General features: G+C 69.2%; 12 protein-coding genes. 3 read left to right on the forward strand and 9 right to left on the reverse strand.

All coding sequences use genetic code 11. The annotated features are described in order from the left end of the window. The first annotated feature begins 132 nt into the window (after positions 1-132). Positions 133-2,682, forward strand: a complete 2,550-nt coding sequence (locus V6D49_RS03355; protein WP_340556960.1) for a GmrSD restriction endonuclease domain-containing protein — start codon at positions 133-135, stop codon at positions 2,680-2,682. Positions 2,683-3,097: 415 nt separating this feature from the next. Here the strand turns inward: V6D49_RS03355 and V6D49_RS03360 are convergent, their stop codons facing one another. Further along, entirely contained in the window at positions 3,098-3,271 is a 174-nt protein-coding gene (locus V6D49_RS03360) for a hypothetical protein (protein ID WP_340556962.1), read from the reverse strand. A gap of 80 nt (positions 3,272-3,351) precedes the next feature. On the opposite strand from V6D49_RS03360, the gene V6D49_RS03365 reads away from it, so the two are divergent. Continuing rightward, complete coding sequence (locus tag V6D49_RS03365) at positions 3,352-4,314, forward strand: DUF3825 domain-containing protein (RefSeq protein WP_340556964.1); 963 nt, start codon at positions 3,352-3,354, stop codon at positions 4,312-4,314. A gap of 313 nt (positions 4,315-4,627) precedes the next feature. Here the strand turns inward: V6D49_RS03365 and V6D49_RS03370 are convergent, their stop codons facing one another. From V6D49_RS03370 to V6D49_RS03400, 7 genes are all read right to left on the reverse strand, one after another. After that, the gene (locus tag V6D49_RS03370) at positions 4,628-4,843 is read right to left on the reverse strand and encodes a DUF397 domain-containing protein (RefSeq protein WP_340556965.1); all 216 of its coding nucleotides are present in this window, start codon (positions 4,841-4,843) and stop codon (positions 4,628-4,630) included. Beyond that, positions 4,840-5,709: a helix-turn-helix domain-containing protein gene (locus tag V6D49_RS03375; protein WP_340556967.1), complete on the reverse strand. Its 870-nt coding sequence runs from the start codon at positions 5,707-5,709 to the stop codon at positions 4,840-4,842. The genes V6D49_RS03370 and V6D49_RS03375 overlap by 4 nt, the downstream gene beginning before the upstream one ends. A 907-nt stretch (positions 5,710-6,616) precedes the next feature. Beyond that, positions 6,617-9,778, reverse strand: coding sequence for an Eco57I restriction-modification methylase domain-containing protein (locus V6D49_RS03380; RefSeq protein ID WP_340556969.1), 3,162 nt, complete (start codon positions 9,776-9,778; stop codon positions 6,617-6,619). A gap of 135 nt (positions 9,779-9,913) precedes the next feature. Continuing rightward, positions 9,914-10,933 (reverse strand): hypothetical protein, encoded by a 1,020-nt coding sequence (locus V6D49_RS03385; RefSeq protein WP_340556971.1) that lies wholly within the window; start codon positions 10,931-10,933, stop codon positions 9,914-9,916. Then, positions 10,930-14,187, reverse strand: coding sequence for a DISARM system SNF2-like helicase DrmD (gene drmD / locus V6D49_RS03390; protein ID WP_340556972.1), 3,258 nt, complete (start codon positions 14,185-14,187; stop codon positions 10,930-10,932). Before drmD ends, V6D49_RS03385 begins: the two co-directional genes overlap by 4 nt. Before the next feature lie 140 nt (positions 14,188-14,327). Further along, positions 14,328-15,803 (reverse strand): serine/threonine-protein kinase, encoded by a 1,476-nt coding sequence (locus V6D49_RS03395; protein WP_340556974.1) that lies wholly within the window; start codon positions 15,801-15,803, stop codon positions 14,328-14,330. A gap of 85 nt (positions 15,804-15,888) precedes the next feature. After that, the gene (locus V6D49_RS03400; RefSeq protein ID WP_340556976.1) at positions 15,889-16,830 is read right to left on the reverse strand and encodes a serine/threonine-protein kinase; all 942 of its coding nucleotides are present in this window, start codon (positions 16,828-16,830) and stop codon (positions 15,889-15,891) included. Between the two features lie 169 nt (positions 16,831-16,999). Between V6D49_RS03400 and V6D49_RS03405 the strand changes: the two genes are divergently transcribed. Beyond that, the gene (locus V6D49_RS03405) at positions 17,000-19,006 is read left to right on the forward strand and encodes an N-6 DNA methylase (protein WP_340556978.1); all 2,007 of its coding nucleotides are present in this window, start codon (positions 17,000-17,002) and stop codon (positions 19,004-19,006) included. A gap of 40 nt (positions 19,007-19,046) precedes the next feature. On the opposite strand, the gene V6D49_RS03410 is transcribed toward V6D49_RS03405, so the two are convergent. Further along, on the reverse strand, positions 19,047-20,531 hold the full coding sequence (locus V6D49_RS03410; protein ID WP_340556980.1) for a serine/threonine-protein kinase: 1,485 nt from the start codon (positions 20,529-20,531) through the stop codon (positions 19,047-19,049). Positions 20,532-20,687: the final 156 nt, after the last annotated feature.

Raw genomic sequence — 20,687 nt, forward strand, 5'->3', positions numbered from 1 at the left:
CTGAGTACACGGAGACATTAGCAGTAAGTCGTGTTAGTTTCCCACGGGCTGCTGGGATACGGTGACACTTCGTTACACCCCAGCGCCACCATCGCGACGCGAGCGCTCACGTGAGAATTCGGGGGGAGACCCATGCGCGCCCAGGAAATCACCTTCCTCAAGCTCGTCCAAGGCGAGAAGCAGTTCCAGGTGCCGCTGTACCAGCGCACCTACAGCTGGGGTCGCGAGCAGTTGCAACGGCTGTGGGACGACATCACCGAGCTGGTCGAGCAGCAGCTCTCCGGCCAGTCGCCCGCACCCCACTTCCTCGGCTCCGTCGTCCTGGCGCCCGGCCGCCTCCAGGCCGGGGGCGTGCAGCGCTGGCTGGTCGTGGACGGCCAGCAGCGCCTGACCACGCTGATGCTCCTGGTCACCGCCCTTCGGGACCACCTCAAGGAAGCGGGCGACGACCGCGCCGTGGACCGGGTGCACCGGCAGCTGCTGGTCAACGAGTTCCACGAGGGGTACGACCACTACCGTCTGCTGCCCACGCAGGCGGACCGGGACGCCTACACCGCGTGCGTCGAGGCCACCCCCCTGGCCGGCGGCGCGGACAACATCGGCGCCGCCTACCGGTATTTCCGCGGTGTCCTCGCCGAAGGGGCGACCGAGCGGGACGAGACGTGGTCCGGCGCCGTGGAGACCGTACTGAAGGACCTGCTCTCCATCGTCGAGATCACCGCCGAGCGGGGCGACAACGTCTACCGGATCTTCGAGTCGATCAACAACACGGGCGTCGGTCTCAGCCAGAGCGACCTGCTGCGCAACTACCTCTTCATGCTGCTGCCCCAGCGCGGGGAACGCGTCTACCACGAGCTGTGGTTGCCGATGCAGCAGCAGCTCGGACCGAAGAACCTGGAGCTGCTGGTCTGGCTGGACCTGGTGGTCAGGGGCAACGAGCGGGCCAAGCAGGGGGACATCTACCGGGAGCAGCAGAAGCGGTTGGAGCCCCTGGCCAAGGACGAGGCGGCACTCCAGCAGGAAATCGCCCAGCTCGCCGAACGCGGCCAGCGGCTCCTGCGCATCCTGGAACCGCACCGCGAGCCGTCCGCGCCGCTGCGGACCGCCCTGGAGCGGCTCGCCGCCTGGGGCGGCCAGACCCACTACCCGCTCGCGCTGCACCTGCTGAACCTCATCGACGCCGGCAGCACCACCCCCGAAGAGGTGGCGGAGGCCCTCGGCTACGTCGAGTCGTACCTGGTGCGCCGACTGATCTGTCAGACGCCGACGACCGGCCTGAACCGCATCTTCATGGAAGCGCCGAGGGGCCTGGAGCAGGACCGCTCCCCCGCCGAGGCGGTGCGGCGCTTCCTCTCCGGCCGACGCCGCCGGTGGCCGAGCGACGAGGAGCTGCGCGAGGCGATCGCCTCCAAGCCGTTCTACTGGAGCGGGCGGCCCATCCAGCGGACCTACATCCTGCGGCGCCTGGAGGAGAGTTACGCCTCCGCCGAACCGGTGGACTTCACCCAGGCGTCCCTCACCCTGGAGCACATCCTGCCGCAGCGCCCGGCCCAGGCGTGGTTCGAACTTCTCGCCGAAGAGACGGAGGACGGGCAGACCCCCCAGGAGCTGTACGACCTGCTGGTGCACACCCTGGGCAACCTCACGCTCAGCGGGGAGAACTCCAAGCTCTCCAACCACCCGTTCCGCCGCAAGCAGGCGATCCTCGACTCCAGCGCCCTGCACATGAACCAGGAGATCGCGGCCTCCGGGGACCGCTGGGGCAAGAAGGAGATCCTGGAGCGGGCCGGCCGGCTCACCGAGCGCGCCGTCCGCCTGTGGCCGGGCCCGATCGGTGCCGTCGCCTCCGTCACCGAGGAGTCTCCGGACTGGGCCGACCTGCGGGCCGCGCTGGTCGCGATGCCCAGCGGCACCTGGACGACGTACGGGGACATCGCCGAGCTCATCGGCCGCCACCCGCTGGTGGTCGGCAACTACCTGGCCAACACCCCGGGAGTCCTCGGGGCTTACCGTGTGCTCACCTCCGACGGCAAGGTCTCACCGGGCTTCCGGTGGCCCGAAGGCGGGCGCACGGACCCGCCCCAGCAGATCCTGGAGAGCGAAGGCGTCTCCTTCAACTCCACCGGTCGCGCCGACCGTTCCCACCGTCTCGACGCCGCAGACCTGGCGACGCTGCTGGGCAAGGACGTCCAGCAGGAGACCGTGCACGACCCGCTGCCGGAGGCGGAGAACGCCGAGGCCGCGCGACGCTTCGAGGCCCAGCTGAAGGAGCACCACCCCGACGCGGTGGACGGCGTCCTAACCGCACTGGACTTCTGGCGGCGCCAGGGTGGCTACCTCAACTACGGCCGCCACGAGGAGACGAGTTGCTTCCCCGTCCTGGACGCCGGCACCGCGCGCCAGCCGCACGACCTGTGGCCGCTGGCGCTCTACCCGGTCTCCGGCACGGCCGAGGTCGTCTTCCAGGCCTTGAAGACGCGCAGCCCCTTCGACGACACCGAGCAGCGACGCGAACTGCTGCGGCGGCTGAACGAGATCGACGGCATCGAGCTGGCCGAGGCCAAGCTGGAGCTGCGCCCGTCCTTTTCCCTGCACGTCTTCGCCGAGCACGGTGAGGAGATCAGCGCGGTGCTGGAGTGGTTCGTCCACACGGCGGCCCTGGACCTGGCGCGGCGGGGCTGACACCACACGGGCGGCGGGAGCTGGGTTCCGGGCACACCTTGCTCGGCACGCCTGGCGGGCCATGCTGGACGAGCGAACCCCACCGAACCGCGTGGACGAGGTGAACGACCTTCTCGACGGCGAAGGCCGCTACGCTCCGGGGGAGGACGACGAGTACAAGTGGGTATGCGAACATACCCACCACGGCCTGGGCAGTAGCCCTTGCGGGTGCAGGTATTGCCCACCGCCATACAAGTGCAGGGCGCATGGGCAAACACCGCCGACCCGATCAACGCTTACGCCCATGCGACGTCGGCCGCCGATGGACCTCTACCGATGCCACGGCCCCGTGCAAGGCAGCACTGGACACCTGCGGCCCAACGAACCGCACGAGCCGTTCGGGCACGGACGCCGACTTCGGGGCGGCCCAGAGGTATCAACGGAATGCGTGGCACCGCACGAAGGACTTGAGCGTCTCGCGCCTGCCCCGGCGCCGCGCCGGGCTGCTGGCGAACACCGACTCGGAGGCGACCGAGGTCTCGCTGGCGCCGTAGCCCATACCAGTGCCGATGTCCTCGGCGAAGGTGTCGGAGACGGTCGCCAACAGCATCTCACGAACCTACCCGACGACCTTCAGTTACCTGAAAATAGTGTCGGACACCTCCGGCATGCGACCTTAAGAGAGTTCCTGTGATCAGCGAGAACCGCCCCTCGGCGTCACCAACAGACCTTGCTCGTCTGAAGCAGCACTTCGGTGGCGCGACGCCTCCAACGTCGCACACAGCCCCGGTGCGATCACCCCATCTGTCTGGTCAGTCTGGTAACGCGCTCTACGAATACGCACACATGGGGAGAGTTCGATCGAGTGCCAATCTTCGTGAGGGCACTGGTGATCCCGACCTCTTCGACCGCTTGGCCGACATCGCGGAGCGCGAGAACTGGGACGGGAGGGAGGGGGACTCGCCCGGCGGCAACCGCATCCTTCGCAATTACGTCCGATGGACGTTCGAGCGCGCTCACCAGCAGGGCAAGATCTCGACGAGCAGCGACGCGTCCTACTCCGCCTTCAATACAGGACTGGCAGCTGCGCGACAGGAGACCATCTACGGGCTCTTCCGTCGCAACGACCGGTCCGACAGCCAGCCGTGGGTCTTCGTTGACTGGTGTCTGGAGAGCAAGCGTGACTTCATGGACCATTTCCCACCCTCGCTCCGCCCCGACTTCGTGACCTACACCGAGAACCCGGCGGACTACGTCTACGACTGGCGTCGAGAAGTCGTTGTCAGCGTGGACCACATCCTGGACGATCAGGGCAACCTTGCCCGGTTTCCCGCAACGCTCCAGGCCAACCCCCACCTTGCACGTATGGCCCTGAAAGGCGCCGTCGACGGAGCAGTGGGCCGAGTCCGCCGCAACTACAAGGCAGCCGTACCCACCTGGTATCCGGCGCAGGACACGGTTCAGCTCCTGCTCCCGCTGTCGCTCCTCGAGGCCGGCATGGTGGACCTCGCGCTGGTGGTCTCCCGACAAGGAGAGTTCTATCGTGGCCACACAGTTCTCACGACCGCCATGGCATACAACAACGCTCGGCTGCTGGCTCGCCCCGACAGCGACTGGCTGCAACCCGCTGCCGACGAAGAGGCTTCGTCGTAGCGAAGCCCGGCCACAGACGCTGCGGGAACACCACAAGGGTGCCCTGGCGGCCTCCTGCAAAGGGTTCGTCGACCCCCCTGTGCCCCGCCCGGCAAAACCGCATGTCCAACGTGGTGACGTGGAGATGCCGCGCATCAGCGAACCCGGCGCGACGCTGACACGGCATACCGAGGATCTGTGGGCGCTCAACCCTCAGACGGCGGTCGTCCGCCGCTCAAGCCGCGCACCCCTGACAGCAGCCCCCAACCGAGGTACGGCGCAGCACCCGTGTCGCCTCCCCGGCACGGGGACGGGGCGGCGACACGGACACGGCTCAGAGCCGGTTGGCGCTGACGGCCTGGACGAAGGCGTTCCAGGCATCCGCCCTGGTCCGAAAGCCGGGAACGACGACGTCCTTGGAGTCCCGCACGGCGAGCCCGCCGGGCAGGTCGGCGACCTCGACGCACTCGCCGCCGTTTGCGCTGTAGGACGACTTGCGCCAGGCTGCCGCGCTCAGACTGACGGCGTGCACGTCGCGGTTGTGATTCACAGCATGCTTCCTTCCATGATCTTCCTGATCTTCTCCCGTGAGTCGTCCACGGGCAGCGCTGCGGCGACAACCCGCTCGAACGCCATCTCGAAGACCTTCACGTCGTCGTCAGCTTCCACGAACTGGCCACCCCGCAGGTTCTCCAGGAACGCTACGGTCGGCCACGGCTGCGGAAAGCGAACAACCTCGAACAAGCCCATCATCCCAGGGTGCGCGGTAGCACTGAGTGGCATGACCTGAATGGTGATGCTGGGCACCTCCGTCATGTCGAGCAAGTGCCGGAGCTGCTCTCGCATCATCGACGGATGTGACGCCGACCGGTGGTACAGGGCGGCTTCATGGATCACGGCCCACAAGGTCAGCGAGCGTTGCGGACGGGTGAGCACGGCCTGGCGCGTCTTACGGACCTCCGCAAGCGCGTGCACCTCCTCGGGAGTCCGAGTGATCGCAGTCGCCGCGATGGCCTCTCGCGCGTAGGCGCCGGTCTGGAGCAGCCCAGGGACGAGGTTGGGCGAGTAGATGTGCGTGGACTCGGCGTCCTCCTCCTGCGCGATGTAGTCCCGATAGCCGTGTGCGACCACGCTCCCGTAGGTCTGCCACCAGCCACGCTTCCCCGCGTCCTTGGCCAGCCCCTCCAGGGCTCCGATCACCTGCTGGTCCTCGACCCCGTAGGCGCTGACGAGCGGTGCGACCTCGTTCGGCTTGATGTGCGCCTTGGCGTTCTCGATTCTCGACAGCTTGGTGGCATCCCAGCCGACGAGCGCTGCCGCTGCTTCCAGCGTGTACCCGGACTGGTTTCGAAGGTCACGCAGATGTCCTCCAAGGCGCCGTCGGCGCAGGGTGGCAACAGGCTTCACGGTCGGCATGAGCGCTGAGTCCTTTGCGGGTATCGAGTGCGGCGGTTCGGGTGCTGAGACGGCTCAACCGGGCGTCTCTGGCGCCCTGGTGGGTGAATTCTGCCTCGAATAGGGTCCGCAAGTCCATCGAACTAGTTTTCTTTCTTTGGGAGTTGAGCTCGCAATATTGCGAGACTCCGATTCAAAGGTGCATGATTTTCTCGGATGCCCGACCAACTGGCAGACAGCCAGTGGCGTCCGTTCTGAGCGCGCTCACTTCTCCTGAATCCCACGCGAATCCAGAAGTCAGTTCGAAAAACCGGGAGATCCATGAACCCCGTCCAACCTCGAACGCAGCCACCCTTCCCCGTGGCCGAAGTGCACAGTGACGCATCGCTGGCCCTTCTTCTCGCCCACTTCGGCCGAGCGCACGGCGAACTGATCGACACGTTGCGGCGTCGACTCTGCACGTACGTGCACGCGCTGGCGCCTGCCGCCCTTGCCTGGAGTGCCGGTCACCCGGGGGCGACGGAGCAGGAACGGCACGCCGCGATTGTGCGGAAAGCCGTTGCCCTGGCCCGTGCCGACGGCGGGACCGACCCCGACCCCGCACACTCCCTACGGCTCTTGGCGAAGGCCGCCGACACGGTTGCCCGGATGGCGGCCGCTGGAGCCAGGACCGCATCGGGGGAGCACAACGGATGCTGATTCCACACCTACAGGACCAGAACGCGGACCGGCCCGAGCCGGTGAGCGGCTGTATCACCTGCGCACATCTGGCCCGCTGCCGGGAACGGGCCTACGCGATGGGCGACGGATCGGCTGTGTCGGATGCAAATGTGCGCATGCGCCGACACCAACGCAGCGAGCACGAGGAGTAGAGGCAAGCGGCCCACCGGAAGCGGCGGGCCACCGGCCCCCGTGCGGCGCTGTGCGGTCAGAACAAGGCGTCGTCGGGTGGGAAGAGTCCGTCGTCGAAGCCGGAGGGAGTGGTCGCGCTACGGCCACTCCCCTCAGCTTTCCGACGGCGGGCCTCAGCCGAGGGCGGGGGCATGTCGGGGTGCTTCTTGGGCTTCTTGTGCAGGCCCAGGAACACCTCGTCTGCGTATGCCTGGTGATTGAGCTGACGCAGCCGGTCGATGATTTCGGTACGGGCGAGCAAGCCGATGGTGTAGCGCGTCCCCTGGTCGGTCTCGTGGAACCCGTGGTCGAGGGGATGAGTCTCGTGCGTGGGATCGGCAGGCGGGGTCTCGCCTGTCTCGTCCAAGAGATCGTGCCAACCGTAGGCAGCAACCGTCGCACGGTCGATCTCGACGTGAATACGCCGGAGTTCCGCGATGTCGTCGTCCTGGCAAGCCCGGTCGTGCACGAGATTGTAGGTGGCAGTCAGACCGACGTTGCGGCGGATCATCAACTCGCGGCGATAGTTGTCGAGTTGGGTACCTGCGGTGCGAAGCTCGCTTGTGAGCGGGGGGCGGACAAGAGTTTCGAAGACGTCCGTGGGGGTGTAGCGAAGATCACCCTTCATGGTTGAAGCCCGGTCAATGGCCCACCAGTAGTGGGGTGCACTGGAGAGCGCTGCCAAGAGAGCAGGATCGTCGGAGGCGAATACAACAGTTGCCTCACTGAAGACCTGCCCTGTCGGAACCATAACAGGCATGACAACTTTACTGACGCGCGTGATGACGATGCATTGCTCACGCCGCGCAATGGCGCCACGCATGTCCATAGCAGGTCGAGTGAACTGCCACCAAATCTCACGTCGCCGCTTGTCCTTGTTTGTCTCGCGCTCGGGGCGGACGTCACGTTCAACTTGCGCAATAGCCTTCTCGTACTCCTGCGCACGCTCCAGAGGCCAAGTCTGAAAATCGATCACCCACCGGTCACTACTATGTGTAGGGCTTTGGTTCAGATCTTCACCGTTCACGTACGGGTACAGCACCTCGGCATACCGCTCGTCCTCGGCAATCCATGCACGAGCCACAGCTTTGTCCAGTGTGAATCCCATCCCCAGAACGTATGACCCAATAAACGAGGCTCCGCTGTTCCGATCCAAGGATTCCACCCACGACGCCTCTCGCGTCGCAGGATTCAAGGAAGTCGAAATCCCATTCGAGACGATGATGTCACTCAGTACGAAATTTGCCCCTTGTCTAACTGGCGCTTTGGTGGACCACACGGCACAGTACTCCAACACAGCAGAGCTCGATGGCCAAGGAGCGCTCTTAACTGCCCGTCGGATTGTTGCCCCCGCTGCGTCAAGTTGATCGAGACCAACCTCCCGCGTATCGCCCTGAGCCAGGGTATTCGTAGCGATCAGCCCCGTCTGACCACCTCGATTCAGCGACCCATGTGCGCGCAATTCGAAGTACGCAGCAAGGTCTGCGCTCCCCCGCTTCCCGCTCGCAACGTAGTCCACCAGATACTCCCGGTACGCTTCTCCCATTGCCCCAGTGAGCTTCTGCCCACCCAAGAACGGCGGGTTGCCCACGACGGCGTCGAACCCGCCTCGCTGCGTGAACACCTCCGGGAATACCAGCGGCCAGTGCACCGGCTGGCGCTCCATCCCGCCTTCCGGAAGTTCGCTGGCCAGCCATTCCGCCGCAGTCGCTCGCGCCTCGCGCACGATCTCCGAGTCCTCGTCCACGCCCTCGGCGACGATTTGGCCGGCGATCCAGGCCGCGCGGGGGAAGAGGTTGCGGAGACGTTCTCCGCCACCCGGCTCGTACCACTCCACGCGGCCGGAGGCGCACGTCGCCAGGGCCGCGCCCGCGATGAGGTCGCCCACCAACCGCAGCCGAGCCGCATGCTCGTTGACGGTGGCCAGCCGGGCGCGCTTCTCCTCCAGGGCGGGCAGGTCCACGCCCTTGATCGCGGTGATGGCCAGCCGTTCCCGGGTCAGCTCCGCCACCCGGTGACGGGCGAGGTCCCCCAGCACGTCGTGCTGGCCCGTCGGGTTGAGGTGGATGCCCTCGATCTGGTCCATCCGGGACACGCCCAGCAGGGAGTCGCCCGCCACCAGGCGGTCGTCCAGGAACGTGAACGGCCGCTCGGGGTCCATGGAGACCAGCCACAGTGACAGCTTGGCCATCTCCACCGCCATGGGGTTGATGTCCACCCCGTACAGGCAGTGCTCGATGACCTCCCGCCGGGCCTCGATGACGACCGGGTCCTGCTCGGCGTCAGCCGCGGTCACCGCGTCGACGGCGCGACCCGCGCGGTAGGCGATGGCCTCCGCCCGCTCCTCCGCTGCCCAGGCCTCGATGAGCCGGTCCCCCAGGTACCGGCAGGCGGCGACCAGGAACGCCGCCGAGCCCATCGCGATGTCGGCGACCTTCAGGTCAAGGACCTGCTCGGCGGACTTCAGACGCCACTCCCCCGTGTCCGCCGTCTGGAGCGGGCCCGGCTCGTACACCAGGGGCTCCAGCGCGTGCAGGACGACCTCCTCGGCCAGGAAGCGCGGGGTGTAGTGCGTGCCGGTGTTCTTCCGCAAGGGGGACTCGGTGACGTACAGCGAGCCGGCCGCGATGACCACCGGAAGGTCGCGCAGGTCTCGGCGGATGAGGCGGAAGAACGGCAGCAGGCGTTCGACGAGGGCCGCGTCCTTGCAGGCGGCGTTCAGCAGGCGCCGTGCCTCGGCGTCCTCCTCCGGCTTCAGCGGGTTCAGCAGCTTTTCCAGCTTGGCCGCGCTCGCCGGGGGCTTGGGGTCCTTGTACCGGGTGTGGATCTTCTGGGCGAGGGTCTTGGTGTCCTGGGAAGCTACCGCCAGGGACTCCAGGTCCCGCAGCGGAACCTCGTGTTCCAGCCCTGCCGGGCCGATGAGGCCGAGCATGGGCTCGACGGCCCGTTCGCCGTCGAAGGACAGCAGGCCCTCGTAGACGTAGCCGATCTGTTCCACGTCCAGCGCGCGGAAGCTCAGCGTCCGGGTCTCACGCTGTCGCCCGGTGCCGACGCTGACCTCCTGGACGGCCTGGAGCATGTGCAGCACCGTGCGGTCGTCGATGGCGAGCAGCGGGGTGCCCTGCTCCAGCCAGGGGTATTTGCGCGGGTCGAAGATGGACCCGTCGTACGCGGGCAGGCGCAGTTCGGGGTGGTCCACTCCCCCGTGCACCGCGTGGAAGAGGGCGATGAGCCGGTGCCAGCCGGAGGTGGTGTGTTCCAGGGCGGTCTCGCCCTCCGTGTCCGCGCGGGCCTTGAGTTCGGTGCGCAGGAAGCGGGCGGAGTAGGAGGTGGCTTAGACCTCGTTGTCGGCGGGGAGCAGTCCGCGCTCCTCCGCGAAGAGCAGAAAGTCGACGCGCATCATCACCGCGACGGCGCCCCGGTAGACCTCCCCGGCGGGGACACCGGAGGCGTGGAGGCCGGGTGCGCCGCCCGCGACGGCGCGGGCGTCGGCCCGGCCGATGGCGTCCACCAGCAGTTCGACGGCCTGGCGAACCTGTATCCCGAGGGCGTCCGTGACGTCCTCGCCCGCTTCCTGGCTCTTGCGCAGCAGGCCGACCAGCGTCTCCGGTTCGTCGTACTCGAAGAAGCGGCGGCGGCGCAGCAGGGAGACGAAGGCGCGGACGACGTTGCGTTCGGCGGCCTCGTTCCAGCCGATGGCGTCGAAGACGGCCGTCGTGGTGACGCCGCCGACCGGGGCCCAGACCAGGCACCACCAGCGGCCATCGGTGACCAGGCCGAGGGGAATGCCGTGGTGGCGCAGGAGGCGGGCGAGGCGGTCGGCCGGGCCGGCGGACCACTCGCCGCCGCCGGTCGCCCGCGCGGTGGGGACGGTGCCGGTGGGGACCGTCATGCCGAGGAGGCGGACGCGCTTGGCGGCGGACTCGGCGCCGGGTTCGGCGTCGAGGCGAGTGCCCGGTTCGGTGAGCGCGAAGTCGGGGCGGAGGCGGGTGTTGTGCTCGGGGACGTCCAGGGCGAGGCGGTCCAGGCCCCCGTCCGCCGGCTCCTCGTCCTCCTGCCGCAGGACGAGGGCGTCGCCCCACTCCAGCAGGGAGCGCAGGACGTGGGCGACCCACGCGTCGCGCCCGGCCACCGGGTCGGTCTGCCAATCCGCGTGATGGGCGCGCAGCCGGGTGCGGGCGTCCTTGTCCAGGGCGTCGAGCTGGGGCCAGGCCGTCAGGAGGACGGGCATGGTGAGGAAAGGGCCGGAGACCTCGGTGAGGTCCAGCCATTCCTGGTGCTGGGCGCGGCCGTCGAGTGCCTTGGCCTTGGCGGCGGCGAGGCCGGGTGAGGTGGACCGGTTGCGGCGGCTCATCGGCGGGCCTCCTTGGCGGGGATGACGAAGACGACGGCGACCGGGAAGAGGTGGGAGCCGGGGTCGCGGTAGCGAGCGGCGATCGCGGCGAGTTCGCGGTCGCGTTCGGTGGGCAGGCCGTCGAGCCGGCGCTGCCATCGGGCACGGTCGTCCTCGTACTGGCGGCGCTCGTGGGCGGTGAGTGCGCGGGGGTTGATGAGGGCGAGCTGTTCGCCCTCGTCCTCGCCTTCCTCGCGGAGCTTGGCTCGCAGGGTGGTCTCGAAGCGGTCGAGGGTCGCGGTGATGCGGCGCTCCTCCTCCCCGCGCCGGTCGCCGAGGGCCTTCTCCAGGGACGCACGGCGTTCTCGGGCGCGGGCCGCCAACGAGTCGTAGAGGGGCTGCTGGAGCTTCGGCCAGGCAGCGGCGAGTTGGGCGCGCAGGTGGCCTGCGGCCTCGGCACCCTCGGTGAGGGCGCGGGCGAGGGTGGCGGCCTGTTCGCGGACGGATTCCCAGCGGCGGAAGCGGCCGGTGTCCCCGAACCAGCCGCCGGCGTGCAGGATCTCCTCGTGCAGCCGGGTGCCGTCGGCGCCGACGAGCACGTAGCGGGCGTAGGCGGAGACGAGGGTCGTCTGGAGAGCGGGATCGTCGGAGACGACAGCGGTGACGCGGTGGAGGCCGACGGTGTCGGCGTTCCAGACGGCGGCCGTCAGCAGACGGGTGGAGAGGGCGACGAGGGGGTGTTTGAGGTGGGCGAGCACCACGTCGTCGCGGCTCTCGGACGCGATCGCGGGGTCGAAGGTGATGGGGCGCTGCTCGTCGGGGCGCAGCCGGTGGGCCAGGCCGCGGGTGGCGCGTTCCCAGGTGCCGGACAGGGGTGGCACGCGGTAGAGGCCACCGTCGAAGTCCTCGTGGGGGTGGTCGGTGAGGGGCTGCTGGTGATCGAGGGCGAGGGCGGTGTCGACGGCCCGCTTGATCGTGGCGGGGGTGAGGCCGAGGGTGGTGACGGTCTCGTCGTACTGCTCGGCGAGGCGGCGGGCCTGGGCGGTGACGTTCTGCTCGGGGGCGACCTCGCCCCCGGTCCTGCGGCCCTTGATCTGCCGGGGCCGGGCGTGCTCGACGTCGACGGGCGTGGTGTCGCCCGTCATGCGACGCTGCACGGCGTCGGCGAGGACGGCGTTGACGGAGCCGAGGTCGGCCTCCATGCGAGCGACCTTGCGAGCGACGCGGGAGAGGAACTCCAGGTCGGCCTCGTAGGAGCCGGGGGTGGCGTGCTGCCAGCCGGAGCCGATGAAGTGGGTGATCTCGGGGTCGGCGCGCTGGCCCCAGCGGTCGATGCGGCCGATGCGCTGTTCGAGCTTGTTGGGGTTGAAGGGGATGTCGTAGTTGACGAGCCGGTGGCAGTGGTTCTGGAGGTCGATGCCCTCCCCGGCGGCGTCGGTGGCGAGGAGGATGCGGAGTTTGCCTTCCTCGGTGGCGGGGTCGGCCTGGAAGGCGAGGCGGATGTGCTCGCGTTCCTCGGTGCTCAGGCCGCCGTGCAGTACGGCGACGCGGCCGTCGTCGGTGAGCCGCTCCTGGCGCAGGAGGTCCAGCAGCCACCGCTGGGTGTCGCGGTACTCGGTGAAGACGACGACGCGCTCGTTGAGCCACAGGCCGCCGGGGGAGGCGAGGCAGACGGCCTTGAGAAGGTCGATGAGAGCCTGGGCCTTGGAGTCGGCGGCGGCCTCGTGGGTGAGGGCCCAGCTCTCCATGCGGGCCAGGAGGTCGAGTTCCTCACCGTCCTCGGTCGGGGTGAGGCTCGTGGAGCGGGTGAGGGCGTCGTCCTCGGCGTCGGCGAGTCCGAGGTCGTCGAGGTCGCCGACGGTGTCGGTGTAGTCCTCCAGCCACTCGGGGACGTCGTCGGCTGCGGTACGGGCGCGGCCTCCGGTGTCGTCCAGGTGGGAGAGGTAGACGCGGACGGTGTGGAGGAAGGCGGCCGGTGAGGAGAAGAGGCGCTTCTTCAGCAGAAGGGTCACCAGGTCGGCGGCGCGGCGTCCGCCGCGGGCGCGCGGGGTGAGCTTGGTGCGCCGTAGATCGGCGAAGGAGGACAGCAGGCCGTGCACCTCGCGCTCGGTCTCGGTGTACTCGACCTCGACGGTGTGGGTGGTGCGCGTGCGGAAGCGCGGGGTGCCGTCGGGGTGGGTGACGGAGGATTTCAGGCGGCGGACGACGGTGTCGGCGAGGGCTTCCCTTCCGGGTTCGACGCCCCGCGCGAACTTCTGGTCGTCGATGAGTTCGAGCAGCGCGGTGTAGGACTCGGGGTAGCCGTTGTGCGGGGTGGCCGACAGGAAGAGCCGGTGCTCGAAGTGGGGCGCGAGGCGGCGGATCAGCTTGGTCTGCTGCGAGTCGACCGCGTAGACCTGCTTGGGGGCGGCGGGTGCGACGTGGTGGGCCTCGTCCAGGACGAGCAGGTCGAAGAAGCGGCTTACGCGTCCGGCCTTCTCGTCGTGTGGGGGTCCGCCGGCGTGGGTGGAGCCGGTGGGGATCACCTCGTCGAGGAGGCGCTGGGCCTTGGTGCCGCGCAGCCAGGGCAGGGAGACGATGGTCAGCGGGTGAACGCGGAAGGGGTTGGCCGCGGTGCCGTGAGTGCGGCGCAGCCGGGCGCAGTGCTCGGAGTCGACGATGGTGAAGTCCAGGCCGAACTTGTCATGAAGCTCGTCGCGCCACTTGAGGGTGAGGCCGGCGGGGCAGACGACCATGACGCGGCGGGCTCGGCCGCGCAGCAGCAGCTCCTGGACGACGAGCCCGGCCTCGATGGTCTTGCCGAGGCCGACGTCGTCGGCGAGGAGCAGGTTGACGCGGGGGGCGCCGACGGCACGGGAGACGGGTTCGAGCTGGTAGGGCTCGATGGCGACGCCCGAGCGGAACGGTGCTTGGAGGGTCTTGACGTCGGCGGAGGCGACGGCGGACCAGCGGACGGCGTCCAGGAACGCTGCCAGGCGCTCGGGAGGGTCGTAGGTGCCGGTGGCGGCGTCGGGGAGGGAACCCGCGGGCAGCACGCGGCGGCCAGGCTCAACCTCCCAGATGACGGACAGGGTGTCGCCGAAGCGGCCGTCGGCTACGGACTGGAGGTGGACCAGCGTGGCCGGACGCCCGCCGTCGGCCGGGGTAGCCGGCTGCACACGCGCGACGACCCAGCTCTGCCCGCGCACTTCGACGAGCCTGCCCTCTTCGGGACGTTCCTCTTCGGCCGGGTTGCCGGTCGTGCCGGTGGCGCGCTGCGCTGCTGGTGCCGTCATGGCGTGGGCCGGGCCTTCCCCTCGGGTGCGTCGTGGTGCCGACTCACCGGCATTGTCCTCGGTCCGACCGGTGGCCGGGGCGAGTCAGACTAACAGAATGAACTACATGTGCACTTAGTTCACAGAAGATCGTCGCCCGGTCATGCCACATCGTGGAGCAGCCGGTCCAACCGGGCCAACAGGAGCTCCGCCCGGGTCAGGCGGTCCGCGTGCTCGGGGCCGAGCACGCGCAGATCATCGCGGAGAGCGGCGAAGAGTGCTCGGGCCCGCCGGTGATCGCCGATCCGGGCCACCAGGACGGCGACCTCCTCCCGGATCCGCAGCACCTCCCGATCGGCCGGGCCCCGGCCGCGCATGTGGACCCGCAAGACGTCATCGAAGGTGCTCAACGCCTGAGGCGTGTCCCCCACCATCGCGAGGCACTGGGCGGTGCCGATACGACAGGAGAGCAGCTGGGGGTCCTCCGCTCCGCGATGCTCACGCAGGGCACCGTCCAGGGCACGGAACCCGTCCAGCGCCCGGCTGGGGGCGCCGGCCAGCCGGAGGTGGTCCAGGTAGGCGAGCCGAAGCGTGACCACTGAGGCGTCGGTTGTGGAACGGCTCAGGACCCCGGTCTCGGGCTCCAGCAGCGCCGCGGCACCGGCATGGTCTCCCTGGGCCGCCAGCGCACCGGCCTCGGTGATCAGCCGGGCCGCCGCGGCACGGTTCGTCGGGCTCGGAACGGGCCGAGGCGCGGGGAGCACAGCCGGAGCGGCGGGGGTCGTCACCGGTGCGGGAGTGGCGCCACGGACCCGGGACCAGGCGCGCGCGTGGTCGCGGACCTCCGCCGGAGTGGGGCGGTCGGCCGCGTCCTTGGCCAGCAGTGCCATGACGAGATCGGCGACGGGAACGGGGACGTGCGGGCAGCGCTGACGCAGCGCGGGCACCGGTTCGCGCAGGTGCTTGAGGATCAGCATCAATGGCGTGTCCGCCCGCAGCGGCGGCTCGCCGGACAGCAGTTCATAGGCGACGCATCCGAGTGCGTAGAGATCGCTGGCTTCGACGACCTGGCCGTCGGCCTGCTCGGGAGCCATGAAGCCCGGTGTTCCGGGGGTGGCGTGGGTGGCGGTGAGCTGCTGGTCGTCCGGGACGGCCCGCAACGCGGCGGCGATGCCGAAGTCCAGGACCTTGAGCCCACCGCCGGTCGTGAGCATGAGGTTGGAGGGTTTCAGGTCCCGGTGGATGACGCCCGCATGGTGCGCGTACGCCAAGATGTCGGCGGCTTGGGCCAGGACATCGCCTACGTGGTGGACGGGCAGGCGCCCCTCACGGGCGGCCATGTCCTTCAGGGTGTGGCCGTTCACCCGCTCCATCACGAGGTAGAGCTGCCCGTCGTCGAGCTTGCCCAGGTCGTGGATGACGGGAACACCCGGATGAGCAAGCCGCGCGGTGAGCCTGGCTTCGCGCAGGAAGCGCTGTTCGAGTGTGGTGAGACCGGCGCCGACTCCCCGAGGGGCAAGGAACTTGATAGCCACCTGGCGGTCGAGCTGGGCGTCGTGGGCGGCCCAGACCTCGCCCATGCCACCTCGACCCAGCAGGTCACGCAGCTCGTACCGCCCAAGGATCTCGCGCGTCACAGTCCGTCCCCAGTCCACCCGTGTCGGCACCGCACCGGGGGAATCCTCTCACTACCCGGCGTGTGCTCACCGTTTCCGTCCGGGGTTACGTCGGAACCGGCCCGGCGGGCAGCACGAAGGGACGGCGTGGGTCCTCGGGGGCGCAGGTCCCCGTGGCCCGGGCGGGGTCGGGGGCAGGGAGATATGGCGCCAGTGCCGCGTAGACCGTGGCGGCCGAGGCGGGGCGGTCCTCCGGTTCTTTGGCGAGCAGACCGTCCAGCAGGCCCTGCAATCCAGCGGGAATCCGGACACCGCGGGCGGCGGCCGACGGCGGAGATTCCTTGAGGTGCTGGACGACCAGCCGCGCCGACTGCTGGCGAGGGAAGGGCGGCGCGCCGGTGAGCAGGTGATGCAGCAGGCAACCGACGGCGTACAGATCGCTGCGGCCGTCGAGTGCGCGGGAGCCGGTGAGCAGTTCCGGGGAGGCGTAGAGGATGTTGCCCACGTACTCGCCGGTCATGGTCAGCCGTGATCCCAGGTCGGAGAGCAGTTTGACGAGGCCGAAGTCGAGGATCTTGACGACGCCGTCCCGGCCGATCATCACGTTCTCGGGTTTGAGGTCGCGGTGCACCAGGTCGGCGGCGTGGGCGGCCGACAACCCGGCGCACAGCTGAGCGATCAGCGCCGCCGCCGAGGGGACGTCCAGCCTTTCCTGATCACGCTCACCCAAGACGATGTCCACGGTGGCGCCCTGCACGAGCTGCATGGCGATCCAGTAGGCGGATCCGGTCACGTCGGCATCGTGAACGGTGGCGATGTTGGCGTGCTCGAGCGATGCCGCCACGCGGGCCTCGCGTTCGAACCGGCGTAGCGCCCGGGACCGCCCGTCCGGATCGGAGAGCAGTTCGGCAGCGGCGATCTTGACGGCGACGGGCCGGTGGAGACGGAGATCACGTCCCGCCCAGACCTGCCCCATACCTCCCCGACCGAGCTGCCCCTCGAGTTGATATCGGCCGCCCAGCACGGCTCCTCGCCCGATCTTCGTCACGGTTTCCCCTCCGCATTCCCGCACGACATCCCCCTCACCTATCTGTGAACAGAGTCAATAAGCGTAGTAGCCTGCCAGGTGCAACGACTCGCGCCACAGGGCACCCAGCTCTGGCCGTCGGCCCCACACGCCGGATCAGGACACACCCGCCCACCGCCCGGAGACCTCGATGACTTCAGCCCAACCCGTACCGGTCACCCTCGCGGAGATCGCGCGGATCGCGGGGGTGGGGCGCGCGGCGGTCAGCAACTGGCGACGCCGCCACAGCACTTTCCCCGATCGCATCGGCGGTACGGACGTCAGCCCGCAGTTCTCGCTCGAGGAAGTGGAGCAATGGCTGCGTTCCCAGAAAAAGCTCAAGACGGGCGGCGAACGTGAGTTGCTGTGGCCCCGGTTCGAGGTCCTGGGGGACCGCGACGACACGGGTATGGCCATCGCTGAGAGCGGACGGCGGATGCGCGGGGGCCGGGCCCGGAAGGGCGGTCCCCACCTGCGCGAGGAAGCCGTCGAGCTGATCTCCGAGGCGGTCCGGCTCGGTCGACGCTCCGGAGCTCAGGACACCTATGAGTTCTTGCTCAGGCGGTGGCTGGACACCCACGTGCGGCAGATCAGCACCACTCCCCCGCAGCTGGCCGAGCTGATGACCCGCATCGCCCTGGCCATCCGACCGGACGAGAGTCGAAATCCACTGACGGTGCTCGATCCCGCATGCGGCAGCGGGCAGATTCTCGCAGCGGCGGCGCAGGTCCGCAGCCGGGAGAAAACGTCACTGCTGGGTAACGACCGGGATGCGGCCCTCGCGGCACTGGCGGCGGCACGGCTGGGCTTCGTGACGGACGACACCGGGGCCACTGCGGACATCCGCACCGCCGACTCCCTGCGGGGCGATCCGCACCCGGGCGCCGTCGCCGACGTCGTGGTCTGCAATCCACCCTTCAACGAACGCGATTGGGGCTACGAGGAACTGGCGACGGACGCGCGCTGGGTGTACGGGCTGCCACCCCGCACGGAACCGGAGCTCGCGTGGGTGCAGCACTGTCTCGCCCACCTCAGACCCGGGGGCACCGCCGTGATGTTGCTGCCCCCTGCGGTGGCCGCGCGCAAGGCGGGCCGCAGGATCCGCAGCGCTCTCTTGCGGAGCGGTCTGCTGCGAGCGGTGATGGCGCTACCACGCGGCTCCGCGCCTCCGCACAGCGTCTCACTGCACATCTGGGTGCTGCGTCTGCCGTCGAAGGAGGACGATGCGCCCACGACCGACGACGTGCTGCTCATGGACGCCGCACGGCACGGCGGGCCGGGGGGTAAGGAATCGGGTCCCGCGTGGGAGGCTCTGAGGACCGACGCACTGAACGCGATGGGTGTGCTCGACGATCCGGAGGCGGCGGTCCCGGAAACCGTCGCCAGGGTTCCCATCATCGACCTGCTGGACGAGGACGTGGACCTCACCCCGGGGCGCCACGTCTCGACGAGCGCGGAGCAGACCGGACCCGAACTCGGTCCGCTCTGGACCGAGTACAGAACGCTGCTCACCCGGCTGTCGGAGACCGGGGCGATGCTCGCCGACCTCGATCTGCCGGACGATGCCTCCGGCCGCCATCCGGCCACCACCGTGGGCGAGCTGGCGCGAGCGGGGGCACTGACGCTGCGGAGCGGGCAACAACCGCCCGAGGACACGCTCACGAACACTGAGTCACCGGGTGGAGACACCGTGCCGTTGCTGACGGTGGCCGATGTCATGATGCGTACCGACCCCACCACCAGGGTCACGGCCGACGCCGCACCGGTGGTGGTCGAGGACGGCGAGGTCGTGGTCGCCGGAGTGGCGAGGGCCTTCCGCGCGTGGGTCCACCAAGGATCGCCACTCGCGCTGGGCCCTCAACTCCACGCTCTGCGTGTCGACCCGACACAACTGAACGCCGGCTTCCTGGCGGGCTGTCTCCGCGCTCCGGCCAACCGGCGGCAGGCCGGCACACACGCCTCAAGCTCATCCCGGGTGGAGGTGCGCAGGCTTCAGGTGCTCCAGATCCCGCTCTCCGAACAGCTCCGCTACGATTCCGCGTTCCGGCACGTACGCGCCCTTGAGGAGCTCGTCGGGCGCCTTGCGGAACTGGGCGGCGGCCTCGCAGGGGAGCTCGGCGACCGACTGGCCGCAGGTCGTCTGACGAAGGTCGAGTGACCAGGGCACGTCGCCCGGGAACAGGCCCATGGGCCAGGCACTACCCCTGTTCAGGGTCGGCACAGCGCTCCGCCACGTCGATCTGGACCTCACGGCGCACGGCGTCCACGGTGGCGGCCAAGTCGGGAGGCAGGGCCCGAACCGTCGTGGCGCTCTCCTCCAGGGCGGTGAGGGCAGCGCCGATCTCGCCGAACGCGAGACGGCACTCCGCCAGGCGAAGCCGCGCCACGGCCCGGTCGGCCACGTCCCCGGGGGCAACGTCGCCCTGGCCGGGGATCAGCTCGCCCACGAGCCCCTCGTAGAGCGCTGCGGCGGCCCCGCAGTCGCCGGACCACCGCAGGCCGTCGGCTGCGAGCCACCACACCCGGCGGACCAGCGGCCTACGCACACCCCACTCCCTGCGCGCGCGCTCCGCGAGGGTGGCCAGCCGACGTACCGCCTTCCCCGGCTCCCCGGTGTCGAGTTCGTCCTCGGCCTCAGCGCACAACCCCTGCACTGTACGAGCGTCGAGCCACTCCTCCAGATCCGGACCTGCGCCCGGTGCCGCAGGAGGCGTCCGGCCGGTGGGTAGCGGGGCATCGCCGGGGACGCGGAAGGGACGCGTCGGATCGGGACTGAGTCGGGGGCGCGGCTCCGGGTCGCCGGGACGCGGCACCAACGTGTCGAGCACGTCGACGACTTCCTCGACGTACGGACGGTCTTGCTGGTCCTTGGCGAGCATGCGGAGCAGCAGATCGTCCAGGACCGCGGGGACCGCCGGCACGAACCAGCTGGGCGGTGCGGGTTCGACGTGCAGGTGCTGGTCGGTCAGCCCCCGGGCTCCGTCGCCGAGGAACGGTGCTCGGCCCGTGAAGAGCTCGTACGCGACGCAACCGAGAGCGTAGATGTCGGTACGGGCCGTCGGCTCCTTCTCCAGAATCTGTTCGGGGGCTTGGTAGCCGCGGCTGCCGAGGGTGGACCCACGGCGTGTGTAGCGGGTGACGCCCGTGCCGAGCGGCTTGGCGATGCCGAAGTCGATCAGTACGGCGATGCCCTGACGCGACAGCATGATGTTCTGCGGCTTGAGGTCGCGGTGCACGAGCGGATGTACGTGTGCACAGGCGAGCGCGGACGCCACTTGCGCGGCAACGGCGGCGGCCACCGTCATCGGAAGTGTCGAGTGGTCGGCCAGGAACGCGTGCAGAGTGACGCCGTCCACGTGACGCATCGCCAGGTATGGCACGTTGTGGTGAAGGCCCTGGCCGTAGAGCTCGGGGATGCCGGGGTGATCGAGCCCGCCCAGCAAGTCGGCCTCGCGACGGAACCGACCTCGCAGATTGTCCAGTTCGGAAAGCAGCTCCCGAGTGTCGAGAGTCTGGAGATCCTCGGTGTCGGGGCGGAGAAACTTCACGGCCACCGCGTGGCCGCTCACGACGTCCCGGCCGCGCCACACCTCGGCCATACCGCCTCTGCCGATCACCCGGACCAACTCGTAGCGATCACCGAGGACCTCGCCCGCCTCGATACGCTCCGGCCACAGCTCCACGACCGCTCCTCGCCTTCGTTCCGCGTCTTCGTTCCGCGTCTTCGTTCCGCGCGCTCCAACGCTCAGCATAGAGCTTCATCATTCACAGAAGCGTCGTCAGTGGACTAAGTTCACAGCTTTGTGTCATGCTGTCGGCGACTTCGATCCCGGCCCTCA

Source organism: Streptomyces sp. GSL17-111, from assembly GCF_037911585.1.
Classification (GTDB): Bacteria; Actinomycetota; Actinomycetes; order Streptomycetales; family Streptomycetaceae; genus Streptomyces.